The sequence below is a fragment of the Lewinella sp. JB7 genome, assembly GCF_024297185.1.
Classification (GTDB): Bacteria; Bacteroidota; Bacteroidia; order Chitinophagales; family Saprospiraceae; genus Neolewinella.
The window spans coordinates 403754-422271 of record NZ_JANCTD010000003.1 but is presented as its reverse complement, the minus strand read 5'-3'; the positions used below and the strand labels follow the sequence as shown (position 1 = coordinate 422271).

The window sequence follows — 18518 nt, the reverse complement described above, 5'->3', positions numbered from 1 at the left end:
CGATGAACTTCGCGGTCGGTGCCCTTTTCATCATCCTGCTGCTCCTGCCCGGCATCGCCTTCCGTTACGCCTACATTCGCAGCCATTCCATCCGCCGCAGCCTCAACTTCAGCCTGCTCAGCGAGGCGGTCATCATGCTTTTTACCGCCCTCCTGCTCCATTCGGCCGGGATGGCCGTGGTCCGTTTACTGGGGCATGACCCCAATCTGCACCTAATCTACCTGCTCAGCACCGGAGGCGACTTGCAGACGGTCGATTACGACGATTTCGAATCCGGATACCACGGATTCGTTTTCTATCTCCTGCTCATCTGCGCCGCCGCCGCTACGATCGGCTACTTACTGCAGCAGTTGGTCATCCGGGCCGGCTACGAAAAGGAGCACAAGGCCCTCCAGGTCTTCAACGACTGGGACCGCTACTTTAGCGGCTACGTTCTCACCCACGAGCAACGCCGGCGCCTCCACTTCATCCGCGTCGACTTACTGGTCGATGGCGGCGGCAAACTCGTGGTCTACACCGGTGCCCTCGACGCCTACACCCTCAACAGCGAACAGAACATCGACCAGCTGTTCATCAGCGGCGCCATCCGCCGCGGCAACCTCAAAATCACCGGCTCCCGCGACCAACCCTGGCAACCCTCCCCCCACACCACCTACGAGATGAAGGGCGACTACCTCGCCGTTCCCTTCAGCCAGGTCCGGAACCTGAATATCGTCTACGTTTACTTCGCTGAGGAACCCGCCACCCCGGTCCCCTTCCCCACCAAAGGCCAGACCTTCGACCTCGACTAACCACCTAACGAACTAACCGCCTAACGCACTAACTGCCTAACGTAATAACCTACTAACCGCCTAACCTACTAACCGACTACTCCTTCACTGCAAAAACCTCCACCCCGTCCGGTACGGAAACACGTCCATAATTTCCCCAGCAAGCAGTCTGCGTTTGATGTCGTTCCAAAAGTCTGCGTCGAAGATCTCCCCGTGTTGCTGCCGCAGATACGTGAGGTGAGGTCCTGAGCGCATGAGAAACCCCGGAAACTCTTCCGGAAAGATGTCGTGCGGCCCCACGTAGTACCAGGGCTGACCGGACATCTCCTCCTCCGGGGTGCGGGCTTCGGGGATGTGGCGGAAGTTGCAATCCGTCACCAGCTCGATTTCGTCGTAATCGTAGAAGACCACGCGGTTGACCCGGGTGACGCCGAAGTTTTTCAGCAGCAGGTCTCCGGGGAAAATGTTGGCGGCGGCGAGTTGCTTGATGGCCCTTCCGTAATCGCGCAGCGCCTTCTGGGCCATGGCTTCGTCGGCGGTCTGGAGGAACAGATTGAGGGGCGTCATCTTTTTCTCGACGTAGACGTGGGAGATGAGCACGCAGTCGTCGTGGATCTCGACCTTCGAGGGGGCCGTCTCCCGGAGCTCCCGCAGACATTCCGGGCTGAAGCGGTTCAGGGGCAGGGAAAGTTTTTCGAAGAGGTAGCTGTCCGCCATGCGCCCCACGCGATCGTGTCGTTTGACCAGGTCGTAGCGCTCTTTGACCATTGCGGCGGTAACCTGCTTCGGCGGCGCGAACCGGTCCCGGATCACCTTGAAGACCATATTGAGTCCCTCCGTCGTGAAGACGTACATTACCATACCGGCAATGCCCGGCGCACTGATGAAAGCATCGGTCTGCGGATCGCTGTGGTTGAAGTAGCGCAGCAACTCGCGGTAGAACACCGTCTTTCCGTGCTTTTCGAATCCGATGGCGTTGTACAGCTCGCTGACCCGCTTACTGGGCATGAAGGTCTGCAGGAAGTCAACCATCTCGCTCGGGACGCTGATGTCGGCCAGAAAGTACGAGCGGTGGTAGCTGAAGATACTGACGACCTGGTCCGCCTCCAGCAGCAGGGCATCGATCAGCATGCCTCGATTGGCCGGGTGCAACAGCGGAAGAATAAAGGGATGCACCTGGTTGCCCTTGATGAAGCGGCCGACGATGTAAGCCGACTTATTGCGGAAGAAAACCGAGTGCAGAACCTCCAGCCGGTCGGTCGCCTCCGGTCCGCCGTGATCGTCGATGAAGCGTTGCCAACGGTCGGTGACCAGCCGAATATCCCGCTCGCGGTCCTCCCACCCGACGTCGAAGGGGAAGTGATCCACCAGATCCGCCACCGTCTGGAGCAGGGGTTTTTGGTGCAGCACGAAGGAGTGGCTGATCGGCGACATGCCCCCGTACTCCCGGTAGCTGCCCGTCCGTACCACGAACATTACCCCGGGGTCGGCTCCGATGCCGTAGGTGTGACGGTACACCGAATTGAAGAACGTCTCGGCGATGTTGCGGGTGTTGAAGTGGGCAATATCCTCGGCGAACGCGTCACGCACTTTTCGCCAGAACGCCGGATCGACGCGTCGGTCCATGAGCTCGTCGAGTTGGCGGGTGGTCTCAGCGACCTCCTCGCGGTACAGGGTGATGCGGCTGCGGGCGTCCGCCTGGGTACCGTGCCAGTCCCGCGTCTCAAAGCGGATGCGGGCGCGCTTCGTGATCAGCTTGAAGCGGTAGTAATAGCTCATGTAGCCCGTCAGAATGCGGTGGGCCACCTCGTAGTGTAGCAGGGCGGGGAACGCGGGAGCGGAGGACGTCATGACCGTTAAGGTAAGTCCGCTGCCGATTGCCGGACAAGCTCCAGGTTCGCTTCGTGGTATTTTCGCATTAGCCGGGGAAAGCCGTAGCGTTCGGTCAGTTCGGCCGCGTCGAAGATTTCGTTGCGGCGCACGCTGCGCTCCAGGCGATTCAGGTAGGCCCGGGATTCGGCGATGCGGTGACGCATCTCCTCCCGGTCACTCGTATGGTCACCGTGACCGGTGACGAGCACTTTTACATCTTCCTCCGCCACGATGCGGGCCAGTTTATCCAGGGTCGCGTGGTAATCGGGGAGGGAATGGTAGATGAAGGGAAACTCCACGTTGCTCAGGTAATCGCCCACGATCAGAATGCCCCGGCTCCGGTTGAAGGTAAGCAGACCGTCGGCATTATGGCCGGGAGATTGGTAAAAAACGTAGTGGTCCTCTCCGATCGTCAGCTCCCGCGCATCCCCGCCGATGGGGTGTACAATCGGGGGGTAGTTGATCGGATAGTCGCGGGTGAGGTAATAATCGTCGTCGAAGGCCCGGATCTGCTCCAGTGTGTCCTCCCGCTGCTGGTTATGCACGAAGGCGGCGGAGGCGATGGTCATGAACTCCGGAAATTTACCGTAACCGATGATGTGATCGTAATCGGAATGGGTGAAGAGCAGGTAACATTCGCGGCCCTCACGGAGGGCTTCGGTTTCGAAGTGAATGTAATCGACTTCCTGCGGCAGCCAGTTCGGATCGACCAGGAGCAAATACTCATCGCCCACGACCAGGGAGGTTACGGTTCGCATCAGGGCGCTTTCGTAAAGCCGTAGGGTGGGGGAGTGCAACTGTACAATCATGGCGCTAAGGTCGGGTTAGGACGGCTATTTTACCGGATATATTGCTCCCGCGTCCCCGCCCTAGCAGCCGTAAAAACGTCGGGCGTTGCTCCCCATGATTGCTAACCGCTCCGCTTCCGGTAGCTCGGCTACTGCGGTTTCGACGATCTTTCTGACCTGCCCGTAGTTGGCGGCCAGTCGGCACACCGGCCAGTCAGAGCCAAACAGAAGGCGATCCGGTCCGAAAACATCCAGTGCGTGATCGATAAAGGGGCGGAAGTCGTCAACTGTCCACTCCCAGTCGGTCGTTTCGGTGACGAGGCCGGAGAGCTTGCCGTGTACGTTCGGGCACTCGGCGAGTCGGGCGATACCGGTGGCCCAGTCGGGGTCGAGTCCGTGGCTCACCTGCGGTTTAGCTAAGTGATCGAGCACGAAGGGCTGGTCGGGAAAGGTACGCGCGAGCTCACCGGCCTCACCAAGCTGGTGCTGCAAAATGAGGATGTCGTAGGTCAGGTTGAATTCCCGTAGCGCGGCAATGCCCCGTTGGAAGTGCGGGTCGAGCATGAAACCCTCCGCTTCGGCCTGTACCACGTGGCGTACACCTACGAATTTGGGGTGGTCGGCGAAGCGGGCCAGTTGATCGCTTACTTCCGGAGCGCGGAGATCGACCCACCCGACGACGCCGCGGATGAAGTCATGACGGTCGGCCAGATCGAGCAGAAATTCGGTTTCGGCGAGCGACTGACTGGCCTGCACGGCGATGCAGCCCTCGATGCCGTTGGCGGCGAGTACGGGTTCCAGGTCGGCGGGGAGAAAATCGCGGCGGATGGCCGTCATCGTCTCGTCGATCCAGGCGTCCTTTACCGGGTCGTAGTGCCAGAAGTGCTGGTGGGCGTCGATGGTCATGGCGTCAGAGTTTAAAGATGCGATGCGCGGGTACCCACTTGACGCCCCGCTCCGCGAAGGGGAGTCGCTGCTGGTAAGTGTCCATAAGTGCTTCCCACTCCCTGACCCTGGGATTGGCGGCATTCAACTCCGCCTGTCGCTCGGGAGAGTAGCTATCGTCGGTTTCCATCACCATCACCAGGCGGTTGCCGGCGCGGAAGATCTGCATGTCGGTAATGCCGGCGGCACGGATGCTGTCGGTGATCTCGGGCCAGGCGTTGCCGGGTGCGTGGTAGCTTTCGTATTCGGCGATGAGTCGGAGGTCGTCCTTGAGGTCGCAGAGCAGGTAGTGGGTCATTGTACGAATGGTTCAGGGGCGCGGCGGGGCCGGGGGGGCGGGATCGACGTGGGGAGCGGGATATTTAGAGTAGACCTGGTGACCGTAGATGGCGACGACCAGAAAACAGAGCAGCGGCAGTACGAAACTGAAATTCACTTCCGGTACGCCCAGGATCAGGGTATCGGTGTAGGCCGATCCGCCTACGTCGAGGATAAGCCCCTGCAGGGTGGGCATGAGGGCACCGCCGACAATGGCCATAACGAGAAAGGCTGCCCCGAACTTGGCGTCTTCTCCCTGCCCCTCGAGCGCGATGCCGTAGATCGTCGGGAACATGATCGACATGAAGAAGGAAATGCCCACCAGACAGAGCAAACCGACGTAGCCGGTAACGAAAATGGTGAGCAGCGTCATCACGCCCGCGCCGATGGCGAAGTAGAAGAGCAACTTTCCTCCGGAGATGTAACTGAGTAAGTAGGTGCCCACCCAGCGCCCGACCAGGAAGATTACCAGGGCGGCGACGCCGTAGGGCACGGCATCGGCGTTGGAGATACCGATGGATTCGGCGTACTGGTAGATGTAGGTCCAGCACATGATCTGGGCACCGACGTAGAAAGCCTGGGCGATGACGCCACCGGCGTAGCGCTCCTGGCGCCACAGCCGCTTAATTGCCGCTCCCATGCCGAGGCCGTCGTCGTACTCCTCCTTTTCGGGCATATTGACCACGACGAAGAGGACCAGCATCACGATCACCACCAGTCCGAGGATCACGTAGGGGTCGCGGATGATCGCAAGGTCGGTCGTCCGTACCGCCGCCTTCGCCGTGGCATCGAGGGCTCCGTAGGCTTCCTGCCCGATGCGTTCCACCTCGAGGTTGGAGAGGATGAACTGCTTGGCGACGATGAGGCCGCCGAGCGCGCCGAGCGGATTGAAGGCCTGGGCAAGGTTGAGGCGGCGGGTAGCCGTCTCTTCCGCTCCGAGCGACATGATGTAGGGGCTCGCCGTGGTTTCCAGGAAGGCCAGTCCGAAGGTGAGGATGTACAGCGACAGCAGGAAAAATCCGTAGCTCTCCATGGAAGCCGCGGGATAAAAGAGCAGGGCCCCGGTCGCGTAGAGGGCCAGTCCGAGAATGATGCTCTTCCGGTAGGAATACCTCTTGGCGAAGATCGCTGCCGGCAGGGCCATCGTGAAGTAGCCGAAGTAGAAGGCGAACTGGACCCAGGAGGCCTGAAAGTTATTGAGCTCCAGTACCTTTTTGAAGGCCGAGACCATCGGGTTGGTGATATCGTTGGCAAATCCCCAGAGCGCGAACAGCGAGGTAACGATAATGAAGGGCACGAGGACGGAGCGGGCCACCACGGGTGGTCTCGACTGGGACATGTAGGAAAATTTAGGCCTGGGTGAGCAGGGCGCGATCGAGGTGAACGTAGCCGCCATCGACGAATACGTGCTGGCCGGTGGTATGGGAGGCGAGGTCGGAGATGAGGAACAGGGCCGTGTTAGCGATTTCCTCCGGGGTGGTCATCCGGTTTTCTAGGGGAATGCGGTTGGTGATGGACTTCAGTTTGGCCTCGCCGTTTTCCAGTCCGCGGATCCACGTATCGTAGGCCGGGGTATAGCTCTCGGCGATGATGATGGCGTTAGAACGCATCCCGTACTTCACGAAGTCGACGGCCCACTCGCGGGTGAGGGCCAGCACGCCCCCCTTTGCCGCGGCGTAGCCGGAGGTGTTCCCCTGCCCGGTATAGCCGACCTTGGAGCCGATGTTGAGGACGTTGCCCTTACTTTCCTTCAGGTAGGGAAAACAGTGCTTGACCAGTAGCCAGTAGCTGACCATGTTAAGTTTGAGGCTGTACATGAAGTCGTCGAGGCTGCCCTCCAGCCCCACGCCGTCGTTGACGCCGACGTTGTTGATCACGGCGTCGATGCGGCCATACTTACCGACGATCTGCTTCACCGCGGCTGCCATTTGCTCCGGCTCGGTCACGTCCGTCTGGGCGAAGTGGGCGTCGATGCCCTGGGCCTGTAGTTCTTCCACGTAGCCGAAGCCGCGGGCGTTGCGGTCCACCACGGCGGGTATGGCTCCCTCGCGGGCCAGCGCGCGCAGCATCACCTCGCCGATGCTGCCGGGGTGGCCGGCGGCGCCGGAGATGACGACGACTTTATCCTTTAGTCCGAGGTCCATATTATTCCATTTCGAGTTTGACTACCGTAGCGATCTCGTTGAAGGGTACGCCGGCAGGAATGACAATGTAGTTATCGTGGACGTCGAAGGCAAACTCGAGCTCCGTATCGGTGCCCAGTACCGTCACCCGCTTTACCGGCGTTTTCGGGGGGAAATCGATCGCTCCGAGGCCGTCCAACTCTACTTCCCCCGGTTCGGGAGCACCGAGGAAGATGGCATAGATCGCCTTGTGGTCCTTCGACTCGGTGTAGCGCACGTCGGAGGCGGAGTACTCGATCGTTGCGGTCTGCCCGCCGAAGCGGTTTTCCTTGCTCTTCGCGTTTCCGAAGCCGTACTTCGAGCGGGGGCGGGTGTCGTAAATGGCCTCTCCGTATTTTTTCAGCCAGTCGCCCATGGTGTGTAGTACGTCCTTTTGTTCCTGGGGGATACTGCCGTCGGCGCGGGGAGAGATGTTGAGCAGTACGACGCCGTTTTTGGACACCACGTCGATGAAGTTGCGCAGCACCAGGGCGGGATCCTTGTAGGTCTGTCCTTCCACGTAGCTCCACGACTTGTTACTGAGGGTGATGTCGGTAAGCCAGACCCGCTCCGAGACGTCCGTCTTGCCGCCCTGCTCGATGTCGAGGACGCTCACCTCGATGGGCAGGTCGTCCTTCTTGTGCGCGATCACGACTTCCTGGTTGCGCGCCGTGGCGTGATTGAAGTAGTAGGCGACGAACTCCTTGCGGTACTGTTCGGGGATCAGGTTGAGCCAGACGTCGAACCAGATGATATCCGGGTTGTACTGGTCAATCACTTCCTCGAGCTGCCCGAGCCAGTAGGGGTACCACTCCTTTTCCGGCACGTTGCCGTAGAGCCAGCGGAGCTTCGGGTCTTCCGAGCCGGTGGCGTAGGCGGGATTGTAGGGGTAGTGGCTCGACCAGCCGTCCCAGTGCTCCCGGTCGGCGGCGTTGCGCTGCAGGTTTCGGGCGTGGTGGAAGGAGGTGATCACCTTCATGTCGCGCTTGCGCAGGGCGGCGGTAAGCTCGCCGGTAATGTCGCGCTTGGGGCCCATATCGGCCGCGTTCCAGGGATTGAGTTCGCTGTCCCACATCGCGAAGCCGTCGTGGTGCTGGGCGACCGGGCCGCCCCAGCGCGCCCCGGCATCCTGCATAAGTTGGGCCCATTCCTCCGCGTCGAAATTTTCCGCCGTGAACCGGGGAATGAAGTCGTGGTAGCCGAATTCGGACTGGTCGCCGTACGTCCGCTTGTGGTGCTCGAATTCCTTACTGCCCTCCACGTACATATTGCGGGGGTACCATTCGCTCCCGAAGGCCGGTACGTTGTAGGGGCCCCAGTGGGCGTAAATGCCGAGCTTGGAATCCGCGAACCAGTCGGGCGACTCATTATATTTTTCCAGCGACTCCCAGTCGGCGGTGTACGTTTCCGTGCCCGGACTGGAAGCCCGGTTGACCGCGGTGGCGGAACTCGCTTCCGCACAGCCGTACAGGAAGAGCAAACCGAGCAGCGGCAGGAAGAGGGGGAGCAATATTTTATACATGGTGCGGTGATTTTTGGTCGTGATAATTTCCCGCCGCTCAGGCGTCCCAGTTGGCGTCGATGATGCGCTGAAGGTCCGGGGCGTCCCGGTCGGTTTCGTTGAGGTCGGTACGGAGTTGCTTCAGCTGGGCCTTTAGCTCGCGGATGGTTTTCGCGTAGGCCGGGTCGCCGTAGCGGTTGAAGGTTTCGTAGGGGTCCTTGGACAGGTCGTAAAATTCCCAGGCGACGGGGGTCGGACGGATCTTATAAGATTCGTCGATCCATGACATCGACTGGCGACCGATCTCCTCCTGCCGGTACGGCTGGCTGTAGTAGAAGATCAGTTTGTACTGTTTGGTCCGCACGCCGAAGTGCGCCGGTACGTCGTGGTGGGTGAGGTGCATCCAGTAGCGGTAGTAGGTAGCGGTGCGCCAGTCGGCCGGTTCGCTGCCGTCGATGTACCGGGCAAAGCTCTTTCCCTGCATGTAGTCGGGGGGCGTACCGCCGGCCCATTCGATCAGCGTCGGGGCGAAGTCGGTGTTGTTGATCAACAGGTCGGACGTTGCTCCCGCGCCCCCGCCTGGATGGCGCACGATGAAGGGCATACGCATGCTCTCCTCGTACATCCAACGCTTGTCTATGTAGTCGTGCTCGCCGAGCATCATGCCCTGATCGCCGGTGTAGACGATGAGGGTGTTATCCCAGAGTCCCTCGGCCTTCAGGTAGTCGAAGAGGCGTTTAAGGTTGTCGTCGACCCCCTTGACGCAGCGCAGGTAATTCTTCAGGTACTGCTGGTAGCCGGCGCTCGTGGCGGCGTCTTTCGGCTCGATATCGATGCCGTACTGATGGACGTAATTGCGGTAGGTATGGCGGCTGCTGACCGAGGTTCCGATCTCGTGGATCAGGCTGTCGTGGCTTCCGCGGGTGGCCTCGGAGCCGAAGCCGGGTTCGTTGCGGGGGTAGAGGTTGGCGGGCTCCGGGATGTAGGTGTCCTCGAGGTAGTCGGCGTAGCGGGGCGCGAACTCGAAGTCGTCGTGGGGGGCCTTGTAGTGGTGCATCAGGAAGAAGGGCTGCTGCTTGTCGCGCTTGTTCTGCAGCCAGTCGAGGGTGATGTCGGTGATCACGTCGCTCGAGTGCCCGGTGTAGGAGACCATGTTGTCGGGCCAGGTGCCGGCCGTGCTGCTGCGAAATTCCGGATCGAAGTAGTGCCCCTGGCTTTCCAGCACCTGGTAGTAGTCGTAGGCGGCGGGTTCGGCCTTCAGGTGCCACTTACCGATCATGGCGGTCTGGTAGCCCAGCTTTTTCATTTCCAGGGGCAGGTACTGACGCGCGGGGGGCAGGGTGTCGTCGAGTATGCGGATGCCGTTAGTCTGACTGTACTGCCCCGTCATGATGTTGCCGCGGGAGGGGGTGCAGATCGAATTGGTGCAGAACACGCTGGTGAACAGGGTTCCCTCCCGGGCCAGGGCGTCGAGGTTGGGCGTCGGGTCGAGCGGAGCCAGCCGACTACCGTAGGCACCGACGGCCTGGGTGGTGTGGTCGTCGGACATGATGTAGATAATGTTCAGCGGAGCCGCCCCCGGAGCCACTGCAGTAGCCGCCGTAGCGGTGTTGCATCGGTAGAGGGCAAATGCCGCCAGTACGCACAGCAGGAGGGTGAGTGTTCTCACAGGTGGAGTATTTTTTGGGTGAAGGCCCGGCTGCCGCTGGTGATCCGACAGAGGTAAAGTCCCGGTGGTAAGTCCGACAGATCGATGGAAAAGGGGGAAAGGCCGCCCGGCAGCGACTCCTGAAGAAGCTGTTTGCCCCTCAGGTCGAAGAGATGGAGCCGGCTCGCCGTGGTTAGCCCGTGGGTGATCGTAAGCACGTCCCTGGCGGGATTCGGGCTTACGTGGAATACGAATTCGTCACTCAGGACGTCGGTGGCTACCGTTGCGGCGTCTCCCCGGGTGATGAGCAGCAGACTGTCGGTGCCGTCGGTGGCCGTGATCATCTCGGTCCGAAACGTGAAGTCCGATCCATTGCCGTAGTTGCGGTGGGCGTATCGGTGGAAACGGCCGTCCTTTCTGACTTCCAGGTGCTGGTTTGCCGCGATATTTTTCAAGCAGGTAAGCGTTTTATCCGGCCACCGGATCACGATGCTGTCGACCGTGGTAGCGGCACCCAGTCCGAAGTGGAGGGGCGCGTTGGCCTGCGACAGGTAGCTGCTGCCGCCATCGACTTCGCGGAGAATCGGAGTACCGTCAACGTACGCCGTCACCTTGCCCTCATAGTTTTGTGGGTCCTGCAGGCGCACGGTAAGCCAATTTCCCGGGGCGGAATCGTTGCGGTAGAGCAGTGCGGGATCGGCCGCCGTGGCGGAGGGGGAGACGACGTTGATTGCAATGTCCACGTCCCCGTCCAGGTCGTAGTCGGCCGCCGCCAGACCCCGGCCGCGGGTCACGCTGGTGAAGCCGGCCGCGTCGGATACGTCGGTAAACTTGCCGTACGCCGACCCCCGGTAAAGCACGTCAGCCTGCTCCACCTCTCCGTTTTCCACGATCTGTCCGTTGGCGACGGCGAGGTCCGGGTAGCCGTCGTTGTCGAAGTCCGCGAAGGCGGCCCCCCAGCTCGTCCGTTCGGCAAGGCTCGTGCCCGTACGGTTGCTCTGAAAGGCGAAGTATTCGCCCGCGTCCAGGTTTTCGTACAGCAGATTATCGCGGATGTTGGTGATGTAGTAGTCGAGGTCCCCGTCGCGATCGTAGTCGCCCACCGCGACACCCATGGCGTTTACGGTTGCATTCAGGCCGGTGCGGGCGGCGGCGCGCGGGTGCAGAGGAGATTCGTTGAGCCATACTTCATTGGCACTGACGAGGTAGCCGTAATCGTTGGCGACGATGAGGTCCCGGTCGCCGTCGTCGTCCAGGTCGGTCAGCACGGCCCCCAATCCGCAGCCCCGGTCGTCCAACCCCAGCGTGGCGGCCTGCTCCGTAAACCGGAAGCCGCCCTCGTTGTGGTAGTAAAAGTTGGGCAGCCCGCCGTCGCGTGGTTCGTGAGTGGCCAGGTAGTTGGCGACGTAGATGTCGGGCAGCCCGTCGCCGTCGAAGTCACCGACGGTCGCGGCGGTGGAGTAGGAGGCCTGCGTGATTCCGCTAACTTCGTGTACCTCGGTAAACCGGCCGTCTCCTCCGTTACGAAAGAGCAAATTGGGTTCCCCGGCATCGGTGGTGACGAACAGATCCGGGTCGCCGTCGCCGTCAAAGTCGCCACTTACGGCCCCCACGGACCGCCCGCCCTTGTGCAGCCCCGCCCGCACGGTGACGTCGGTGAAGGTGCCGTCCCAGTTGTTGCGGTACAGGTGGTTGTTGCCGCCCCCGCCGGTGAGGAAGAGGTCGGGGTAGCGGTCGCCGTTGTAGTCGAACCATACCACGCCGCCGGCGATCAGGTGTGGATCGTGAGTACGGTGACGCACTCCGGCCGCCGCCGCCACCTCGGTAAAGGTCTGACCGCAGAGCGACAGACTTAGCACTACCGGGATGACGACCAGCACTCTCATCTGGCGGGATTGAGCGTGGTCAGGTCGAGGGGATCCTCCATCTCCCGTTGCAGCGCCAGTAGGTCGGAAAACATGGACTCCACCCGATCGCGGTGGGCGGGATCGCCGGCCAGGTCATGGATCTCTTCGGGGTCGGTTGTGAGGTCGAAGAGCAGGAACTTCTCCGCGCGGGGGTAGACGATCAGTTTATAGCCGTCCTTACGGATCATGCGCTGGGTCTTGGTGTAGGCGCCGTAGATGGCGGGGTAGCTGCTTTCCTCTCCGTCGATCAGTGGGAGCACGGAATTGAACTCCACGTAGTCGGGGCGCTCGATCCCGGCCACGTCGAGGGCCGTTGCCATGGCATCCTGGAGGTAAATGTCCTGATCGATTCGCTTCCCCGCGGGAATGCCCGGCCCGGCGATGATGAAGGGCACCCGGATGCTGTGGTCGTACAGGTTCTGCTTGCCGATGAGTCCGTGATTGCCGACCGCCAGTCCGTGATCGGAAGTGTAGATGATGATGGTCCGCTCCGCCTCCCCGCTTTCCTCCAGGGCATCGAGCACGCGACCGATCTGCTCGTCGAGGTGGGTGATGAGGGCGTAGTACTCACTGCGGTGCGTCCGCACGGCGTAGGGGGTGCGCGGGAACGGGGCGAGGGCTTCATCGCGCAGACTGGGGCCCGCGCCCATGGCCAGGCGGTCCGGGTCGAGGGGACGGAAGGAAGCCGGTACGGCCATACTATCGACGGGGTACATCTCCTGAAACCGCTGCGGGGCCTGACGGGGGTCGTGGGGCGCGTTGAAGGCGACGTAGAGGAAGTCGGGGCGTGGGTCCTCGGGGATGGATTCGATAAAGGTGAGGGCCTCGTCGGCCACCACTTCGCTCCAGTGCCGCCCCTCCTTCCAAAAGCCGCCGCGGGCGGTATCGGTAGGGCTCCAGCTCTGGTCGTCGGGGCCCAGGGGCCGGTTGTAGCCGACCGGCATGATGGTTGCGGGGTCGCCGTCACCGAGCTCTCTGAAGGCCTTCCCCATGCCGGCATGGGCCCAGGCGTCTTCGGGCATGCCCGCCCGTATGGTTCCGGTTTGTTCGAAAAACTCACTCGCGGGGGCATCGATGTGCCACTTGCCGGTCATGTAGGTGGCGTAGCCGGCGTCGGCCATCAGCGGCCCCCAACTCTGCTGAAACGCGGTAGAATCTCCGGCTATCCATCCCTGGCGAAACCGGTCGGCGTGCCAGACGCTGCGCCCGCAGTTGAGCATGGCCCGGGAGGCCAGGCAAACGGCGCCGTTCCAGGCGCCCATGTTGTAGGCGTGGGTGAAGGTGGTCCCGCTGTGGACGAGACGGTCGAGGTTGGGGGTGTGGATCGTGGTACTTCCGAAGGCACCGACGGTGTTGAAGGTCTGATCGTCGGAAAAAATAAATAGTACGTTGTACTTTTCTTCGTCCCCTGACGGCTCCCGCGCTTCGCCGCAACCCCAGAAGAGGCAGCAGCATAGTATACCGGCGAAGGGGAAAAACTTGGAGTACATGGGTGCTGGATTATCGATGAGAAGGAGTCCGTAGGTCGGCTTTCACCAACCTACGGCGACTCGTAAAACTATCGATCAATGTAAACATGCAATATTCGTGGGTTTAGAATCCGGAGGGGGTCGGGTAGGCGATCGTCGGCTCGCCGTGGCTGCTGGTCATGGTGAAATTCGCCGCATCGGCCGGGTTTTCCAGCAGTACGACCATGCGGACGGTCGGGAAGCGGCCGGGCGTGCTGTCCAGGGTCACGACCTTTCCTCCCTCGCTGAGACTCGTTACCAGGGGGGTGTCCGGATGATCGGGAGCCGACGTCTGGATCACCCGCACCGGATGACTGAAGGTGTAGGTGGTGCCGGCGGGGCCCATATTGTACAATTCGAGGGCAATGGCCCGGAGGTCGCCGAAGTTGGCACCATCCTTCGGCGTAACCTGTAGGGTGAGGGCCTTGGGACCAACTTCGGTAGTCAGCACGAAATAGTTTGGATCGGTTGGGTGGAGCAAACTGATGGCTCCGTTAGCCTTGAAGCCACCCCTGACGTCCGCGGTCGTCCATTCGAAGGTCTTTCCGTTGACTATTACGTCCCGCGTTCCGTTGGCGGTGCTGTAGTCCACCGGTACCCAACTGTAGGCGCCGTAGTAGGTCACTTCCAGCTCGTCCAGGTCGGAAACGATCGCACCGCTCGCGAAACCCAGGGTGCCGCCGCTGTACGACAATTTGTACGTTTCATCGTCGATGAGCGATCCCTCGGCGAGGTTCAGAACAAGGTTGTTTCCACTGGCCTCCAGTGAGTTTATGGTCACCGAACTTCCGTCGCCCGCCATGAGGCTGAGTTTACTGATATCCGCCGCGTCGGGCGTAGATAAGGGTTCCCGGAACGTGAGTACCAACTGGCTGCCCTCTTCATTGAATTCCACTCTGTCCGGGTCGATCCGCAGGGCGGATACGATCTGAATGAAATCCTCCTTTACGACGGTCACCCGCGAACTGGTCGACCTTCTGATGACGGTAAGCGATACGTCGTAGGTTCCAAGTTCATCGTAGACGACGCTCGGGTTATTCCCAATGATCGTGTCGCTCGATACCCCCTCGAAGACCCACTTGTAGATCACGTTCGAATCGATCATCGTGGGTGGGATATCGCCGACTCCCCGAGTCTCGTTGGTGAAGTCGATCCTGCTGCCGGGTAAAGCTTCCACGGCGCTCGCCCGGAAGTCGGGCTCGATGGTCGCCACTACGGTAACCTCCAGGGTCCGCGTCTGGGAGGTGCCGTCCGCGAAGGTGGTAGTCACGGTGGGATTGTAGATACCGACCGAATCGTACCGCACGGTTGGCATCGGATCCGTTGAGCTTTCGGGGGTTCCCCCGGGGAAGGTCCAGCTGCGACTGCGGGCGTCGATCGAGCTGTCCCGGAAGGTGATGCTTTTACCTGCCTCTACGGTCAGGAAGTCCGCCTTGATGATGAAAGTGACCGGCCGGAAATTGTAAAAATCGTCGTCTTCCACGCAGGACGATAGGGAGACAATGAAAACGGCCAACAGACCGACAATCAAGTGGGTGAAACGGGGAGGAGCAATTGACTTCATCTAGACCAGTGATTAGGAGTGTCGCAGGCCAGGAGTAGGGTAAGGGCGGCTTGCATGATTAGTGGTAAATGTCATCACCGGCTCCCGGAGGCCACGCAACAGATGTTGCGAAGTCTATCACTCATGGCTAAATCCGCCGAAACCCCCTATTTCCCTATCTTTTGTCTACTGCTACTAAGCGTGAATAACCGCACGGCCCCTCCGTTCTCGGCCACCAGAAACCCGAAACGATCCCGATCACCCAGCAGGATCGGCCGCAGATCCTTCACGTTGCCGTGCAGCGACAGTCCGGCGGCGCTCGGCGACAGGGCAACGAGCTCCCCCGTGGTGTTGTGGGTCATCACCACCCCCAGGCCGGCGTCGGCCCGGGTCGTTTCGATCTCTACCTCGTACTTGTTGCCGGCCGTGATGAGTTCCGGCGTTCCGTCACCGTTGAGATCTTCGACCACGATGCCGTTGACCACCGAAAACTGTGCCTCCACGGGCAAGCGCCGCGGACTCAGGCCACCCCGGCCGTCGTTGATCAACACGAGGCTGGCAAATTCCTTGGCTTCGTACCGCAGCGCGCTCTCGGTCTTGCCGTCAAGAATTTCGGAAAGGTCGGCGTGGGCGAAGGCCTCGTAGGTCGGAAACCGCTCCGCGATGGCGGGGATCTGCTGGGAAGAGCACTCCCGACCGCGCACGGGCACCAGGGTCTCGTCGTTCTCCTTGGCCAGGAAAATGTCGTTGCTGCCGTTCTCGTCGAAGTCGCTCGCGAACACCAGGAACGGGTGTTCCTTGCTGGCGTGGAATTTATAGTTCAGCCCCAGGTTACCGACCAGGTAGTCGGTGTCGCCGTCCCCGTCGTAATCCGCCGCGACGATCTTGTTCCACCACCCGTTCGTATGCTCCAACCCGTACCGTTCGGTGACGTTGACGTAGCTACTCCCCCCGTCCGTGAAGACGGTAATCGGCATCCATTCTCCCACCACGATCAGTTCCGCCCGTTCGTCTCCGTCGAGATCGCTCCAGACGGCGGAGCTTACCATGCCGATGTCGGCAAGGCCGGGCGCGCGTTCGGCGGTGACGTCGACAAACTTTCCGTCGCGATTTTCCAGTAGGTAGCTGCGCGGCGCGGCGGGGTAGCGGGCCGGCACCAGACGGCCGCCGACGAAGAGATCCAGGTCGCCGTCGCCGTCCATATCGTGGGGCACGGCGCAGGAACCGCTACTGGTGATCTCGGGCAGCGCGTCCGACTTCCTGAATCGCCCGCTCCCGTCATTCAGGTACAGGCGGTCCCGAAAATCCGGGGACCCCTCCGGGAATTCGCTGCCGCCGCTGACGACGTAGAGGTCCTGATCTCCGTCTCCGTCGGCGTCGAAAAAGGTAGCGCCTACGTCTTCCGAGTTGGTGTCCGGTCCACCGGGATAGCTTACCTCCCCGAAGCTTCCGTCCGCTTGCTGCAGATAAAGTCTGCCGGCAAAGCGCTTGGCACCCCCCACGTAAAAGTCTTCCCGCCCGTCCCCGTTCACGTCCGCTACGGCCAGCGCCGGACCCTGTTGCGAAAGTGCGTGCGGCAGTAAGATCTGACTGCGGTAATCGTCAAATTCATTTTCCTGGTGTACGATCGGCGTGCCGAACCGTTCGGCCGTCACTTCCACCAGCAGTGGTTCGGTCTCGGGCGGGGACGCGGGTGCAGTGAGGGCGGAACCGTAAGCTATCTCCAGCGTCTGATTGGGGGCGGGAGCTGTGATGGTTTGCTGTTTTCCGTCGGGCCACCGGACAATGAGCTCACCAATTTCGCTATCCTCCCCCAGGCCGAAGTGCAGGATGGGCTCTACCGACGAGAGGTAGCCCCGCACGGTCCGCATCTCCTGGTACTGAATCTTGTCGCCGGTGCGTAGGGTCACGGTTGCGCCGATCCCGAAGCGGTTGCCGTCGGGGCCGGACAGGGATACCCGCAAATAGTTGCTCCCCTTGCATTCGTTTTCGTAGAGGAAAGCCTCCGCTTCCAGGTTATTCACGACCAGGTCGAGATCCCCGTCGTTGTCGAGGTCCCCGTAGGCGGCTCCGTTGGAAAAGGTCGCTTCGCTCAGTCCCCACTGCTCGGCAACGGAGGTGAAGGTCAGGTCGCCATTGTTGTCGAACAGGTAGTTCTGCTGGGGGGCGGACCGGAAAAGGCTGATGACGTGGGCGGCATTTTCCTCGTCCGTCCGGTTCGCTCGCTCCTCACTCTGCAGGTATGCCCGAAATTCCGCGTTTCCGTCCTTATCGGCTACGTCGCGGCGGTATCCGTTGGTGATGAAGATCTCCTTCCAGCCGTCATTGTCGTAGTCCGCGCCCAGGCAGGCCCAGCTCCAGTCTGACTTGGCGATGCCCGCCAGTTGGCCGATCTCGCTGAAGCGCCCGTTGCCCCGGTTGAGTTGGAGGGTGTTGTGCATGTACTGACTGTGGAAGCCACTGGCCATGATGGTGCGGTACATCTCGACGTTCATGCTCGCCATGGTGGTTTTGGAGCGTACGTAGTCTTCCGGCGACATGTCGAGCTGAATGATGTCCTCCAGCCCGTCGTTGTTGAGATCGCTGACGTCGATGCCCATCCCGTAAAAACTGGTGTGGTTGGTATAGTCGGCGATACGTTCCCGGAAGGTGCCGTCGCCCTGATTTTCGTAGAGGTAGTCGCTTTCGAGGTAGTCGTTGGAGACGAGAATGTCCTGGTAGCCGTCGCCGTTGACGTCGGCCGTCACCAGCCCCAGACCGTAGCCGAAGTTGCCGCTGATGCCGGCCTGCTCGGTGACGTTGACGAAGCGGCCCCCGTCGTTGCGGTACAATTGGTCGCTGAAGGCGGGGTCCTGCGCCTGCTTTGCCTTCAGCACCTCGGTGTACGGGATGAAGTAGGTGTCGGGGCGGTTGGTGATGTAAGCGTCCAGGTCGTTGTCGTTGTCGTAGTCGAAGAAGACGGCTTGCAGGGAGTAGCCGGCGTCGTCCAGCCCGAGTTCGGCGGCGGCCTCCCGGAATTTACCGCTGCCGTCGTTGAGGTAAAGGAGGTTACGGCGGTCCGCTTCCGGGCTGTTATCCTTCGAGCCTCCCCGGCATACGTAAATATCGAGGTGGCCGTCGCCGTTGACGTCCGCCATGACCGTACCGTTGTCCCATCCGCCGGCTCCCGCGACCCCGCCCCGTTGGGTAACGTCTGCAAACCGCAGGTTGCCCAGGTTTTTGTAGAGCCGGTTTTCGGTTTCGTTGGCGGTGAAGTAGATGTCGCTCAGTCCGTCGCCGTCAATGTCCCCGATGGCCACGCCGCCGCCGTTGTACACGTACTGAAAGCGGGCGAAGAAGTTGGTGAAATTTTCCTCGACGTGATTAACAAAGTCGATGCCGCTTTCGGTGGGGGAGTGGCGGGCGAAGGTAGTAGCGGGTGCACGGTCCGGTGCCGGGACTTGATTGGGTTGATCGGCCTGGCAGGCGGTGCATACGAATATGAGCAGGTAAACGGCGCGGGTAAGCATGGATGCGGATCGACTTTCAGCTTCAAAGTATAACACAAAGACGTCCC

At 61.1% G+C, this 18518-nt stretch carries 13 protein-coding genes; 1 reads left to right on the top strand and 12 read right to left on the bottom strand.

All coding sequences use genetic code 11. From position 1 onward, the window contains the following. The first annotated feature begins 2 nt into the window (after positions 1-2). Positions 3-791, top strand: coding sequence for a DUF6338 family protein (locus NMA52_RS07845; protein WP_254827110.1), 789 nt, complete (start codon positions 3-5; stop codon positions 789-791). 84 nt (positions 792-875) lie between these two features. Here NMA52_RS07845 and aceK read toward each other — a convergent pair whose 3' ends face one another. The 12 genes from aceK to NMA52_RS07785 form a co-directional block, all read right to left on the bottom strand. Further along, on the bottom strand, positions 876-2621 hold the full coding sequence (aceK, locus tag NMA52_RS07840) for a bifunctional isocitrate dehydrogenase kinase/phosphatase (protein WP_254827109.1): 1746 nt from the start codon (positions 2619-2621) through the stop codon (positions 876-878). Positions 2622-2626: 5 nt separating this feature from the next. After that, entirely contained in the window at positions 2627-3451 is an 825-nt protein-coding gene (locus tag NMA52_RS07835; RefSeq protein WP_254827108.1) for an MBL fold metallo-hydrolase, read from the bottom strand. 60 nt (positions 3452-3511) lie between these two features. Continuing rightward, complete coding sequence (locus NMA52_RS07830) at positions 3512-4336, bottom strand: amidohydrolase (protein ID WP_254827107.1); 825 nt, start codon at positions 4334-4336, stop codon at positions 3512-3514. A 4-nt stretch (positions 4337-4340) separates the two neighbouring features. Continuing rightward, positions 4341-4673, bottom strand: coding sequence for an L-rhamnose mutarotase (locus tag NMA52_RS07825; RefSeq protein ID WP_254827106.1), 333 nt, complete (start codon positions 4671-4673; stop codon positions 4341-4343). A gap of 12 nt (positions 4674-4685) precedes the next feature. After that, positions 4686-6032, bottom strand: a complete 1347-nt coding sequence (fucP, locus tag NMA52_RS07820; RefSeq protein WP_254827105.1) for an L-fucose:H+ symporter permease — start codon at positions 6030-6032, stop codon at positions 4686-4688. 10 nt (positions 6033-6042) lie between these two features. Then, entirely contained in the window at positions 6043-6837 is a 795-nt protein-coding gene (locus tag NMA52_RS07815) for an SDR family oxidoreductase (RefSeq protein ID WP_254827104.1), read from the bottom strand. Position 6838: 1 nt separating this feature from the next. Continuing rightward, complete coding sequence (locus NMA52_RS07810) at positions 6839-8377, bottom strand: alpha-L-fucosidase (protein ID WP_254827103.1); 1539 nt, start codon at positions 8375-8377, stop codon at positions 6839-6841. A 37-nt stretch (positions 8378-8414) separates the two neighbouring features. Continuing rightward, positions 8415-10025, bottom strand: coding sequence for a sulfatase-like hydrolase/transferase (locus NMA52_RS07805; protein WP_254827102.1), 1611 nt, complete (start codon positions 10023-10025; stop codon positions 8415-8417). Continuing rightward, complete coding sequence (locus NMA52_RS07800; protein ID WP_254827101.1) at positions 10022-11890, bottom strand: FG-GAP-like repeat-containing protein; 1869 nt, start codon at positions 11888-11890, stop codon at positions 10022-10024. Before NMA52_RS07800 ends, NMA52_RS07805 begins: the two co-directional genes overlap by 4 nt. After that, positions 11887-13401, bottom strand: coding sequence for a sulfatase-like hydrolase/transferase (locus tag NMA52_RS07795; RefSeq protein ID WP_254827100.1), 1515 nt, complete (start codon positions 13399-13401; stop codon positions 11887-11889). Before NMA52_RS07795 ends, NMA52_RS07800 begins: the two co-directional genes overlap by 4 nt. Positions 13402-13504: 103 nt before the next feature. Beyond that, positions 13505-14983, bottom strand: a complete 1479-nt coding sequence (locus NMA52_RS07790; protein WP_254827099.1) for a PKD domain-containing protein — start codon at positions 14981-14983, stop codon at positions 13505-13507. 146 nt (positions 14984-15129) lie between these two features. After that, on the bottom strand, positions 15130-18471 hold the full coding sequence (locus NMA52_RS07785; protein ID WP_254827098.1) for a VCBS repeat-containing protein: 3342 nt from the start codon (positions 18469-18471) through the stop codon (positions 15130-15132). Positions 18472-18518 lie beyond the last annotated feature (47 nt).

Bases quoted from the DNA above. Each gene is read 5' to 3' on its own strand.
- NMA52_RS07845 (WP_254827110.1), top strand. From the start codon at position 3: ATGAACTTCGCGGTCGGTGCCCTTTTCATCATCCTGCTGCTCCTGCCC.
- aceK (WP_254827109.1), bottom strand. From the start codon at position 2,621: ATGACGTCCTCCGCTCCCGCGTTCCCCGCCCTGCTACACTACGAGGTG.
- NMA52_RS07835 (WP_254827108.1), bottom strand. From the start codon at position 3,451: ATGATTGTACAGTTGCACTCCCCCACCCTACGGCTTTACGAAAGCGCC.
- NMA52_RS07830 (WP_254827107.1), bottom strand. From the start codon at position 4,336: ATGACCATCGACGCCCACCAGCACTTCTGGCACTACGACCCGGTAAAG.
- NMA52_RS07825 (WP_254827106.1), bottom strand. From the start codon at position 4,673: ATGACCCACTACCTGCTCTGCGACCTCAAGGACGACCTCCGACTCATC.
- fucP (WP_254827105.1), bottom strand. From the start codon at position 6,032: ATGTCCCAGTCGAGACCACCCGTGGTGGCCCGCTCCGTCCTCGTGCCC.
- NMA52_RS07815 (WP_254827104.1), bottom strand. From the start codon at position 6,837: ATGGACCTCGGACTAAAGGATAAAGTCGTCGTCATCTCCGGCGCCGCC.
- NMA52_RS07810 (WP_254827103.1), bottom strand. From the start codon at position 8,377: ATGTATAAAATATTGCTCCCCCTCTTCCTGCCGCTGCTCGGTTTGCTC.
- NMA52_RS07800 (WP_254827101.1), bottom strand. From the start codon at position 11,890: ATGAGAGTGCTGGTCGTCATCCCGGTAGTGCTAAGTCTGTCGCTCTGC.
- NMA52_RS07795 (WP_254827100.1), bottom strand. From the start codon at position 13,401: ATGTACTCCAAGTTTTTCCCCTTCGCCGGTATACTATGCTGCTGCCTC.
- NMA52_RS07790 (WP_254827099.1), bottom strand. From the start codon at position 14,983: ATGAAGTCAATTGCTCCTCCCCGTTTCACCCACTTGATTGTCGGTCTG.
- NMA52_RS07785 (WP_254827098.1), bottom strand. From the start codon at position 18,471: ATGCTTACCCGCGCCGTTTACCTGCTCATATTCGTATGCACCGCCTGC.